This window comes from Micromonospora sp. NPDC051924, assembly GCF_055586005.1.
The window spans coordinates 1-1,485 of record NZ_JBVJJA010000113.1 but is presented as its reverse complement, the minus strand read 5'-3'; the positions used below and the strand labels follow the sequence as shown (position 1 = coordinate 1,485).

At 67.3% G+C, this 1,485-nt stretch carries 1 protein-coding gene; it reads right to left on the bottom strand.

From position 1 onward, the window contains the following. The coding region (locus tag ACZ6S5_RS34855; RefSeq protein ID WP_466006547.1) for a DNRLRE domain-containing protein at window positions 1-1,485 on the bottom strand (1,485 nt) is incomplete at both ends.

Below are 1,485 nucleotides of genomic sequence, written 5' to 3'. Positions count from 1 at the left end.
GTTGTTCATCAGGGTGCCGCCGGCGCCGGTGTTCTTCCCCGCGTACGAGTAGAACTTCTCCAGACCGAGCTGGTCGGAGGTCGGCTCCTCCACCGCCACGTTCTGCGGCAGCGGCTGGATCGCCGGGGTGGTTTCGGACAGCTTCTTGCCGGTGAGCTTGTTGCGCAGGTCCCACTGCAGGACGTAGTCGGTGCGCTTGTTGCCCTCCGTCGACGACGGCGGGGTCTTCACCTGCGCGGACACGTCGAGGGTGCCGCCTGCCGGGATGGTGGCGGGCAGGGCGGTCTTCAGTTCGTAGCTGGCGTCGGCGCCGTCGGTGACACCGTCGGCCCGCTTCCAGTCGTAGGCCAGTTCCCAGTCGGTCGGGTTCCACGCCGTCAGGGTGGGGTTCGACAGGGTGACCGGGACGGCGTAGGTCGAGTCTGCGGTGGCCAGGGCCGGCGTGGAAGCGGCGTAGTAGGTCGACTCCGCGGTCTGCTCCAGGTAGGTGACCTCCAGCGTCGGGCGCAGCAGCGGCTCGGCGCCTTCGGAGGACAGCAGCATCGCCCGTGCGGTCTGGTTGGTCTCGTCCCGCTGACGTAGCAGGAGACCGTAGTTGGTCGCCGAGTTCTTCACCCAGCCGTCCACGGCCGGGGTGACGTCCCAGGTCTCCCACTCGGGGTCGTTGGTGAACCCGTTGAAGCTGGCCTTCCACGACGTGTCGTAGTCACCACCCGGAGCAGCCCACGCGTTGGTGCCGTCGTAGGTGCCCCAGGTCGCCTTCGTCTCGGTAAAGTTCTTGGTCAGCTTGTAGACGTCGACGTACTCGTTCGTGTCCGTGCCGGGATACAGGTAGGTGTTGTACATCCGCAGCTCGGCGCCCACGATATTCGCGGTGGTGGGGATGCCGGTGAGGCTGCCGAACTTGATCAGGCCGCGGGTGTCGCCGTAGTAGGACGAGTTGTTGCCCGGGCTGACGTACGGGTCACCGTCGTAGACGTCCACATTCTCGGTCGGACGCGTCTGGGAGAGTGTGGTGTCGGTCTGGCCGGTGCGGTAGATCCGGGTGATCTGCCCGGCCTTGGGCAGCATCGCCGGCTGCGAAGGCCCGGCGATCACCTGCCCGTCGCGCGTCTTCACCGCGACCATGTAGTAGTAGAACTTCCGCGCCATCGGGTCGGTGTTGTCCGCCGCCGTCGGCACCGCCGTGGTGTCCTGGTACGACCGGGTGGCCGACGACACCGGCGCGATCAGGGTCGCCGCCGACGGCGTGAAGTTCTGGTGGATGCTGCGGTGCACCTGGTACTCGACGATGTCGTCACCGGTGGCGGTGGACGGGTCCACGTACGCCGGCCAGTCGAGGACCGCGCCGGTGGAGGTGATCGTGGTCGGCGGGTTCACCCCGACGCCCGGCCGCCCGTAGGTGACGACCAGCTTCGGCAGGTTGTAGTCCCGCCGGTCGTTGTTGTACGCGTACTCCGAGGCTTCGAAGATCGGACCGCCGCG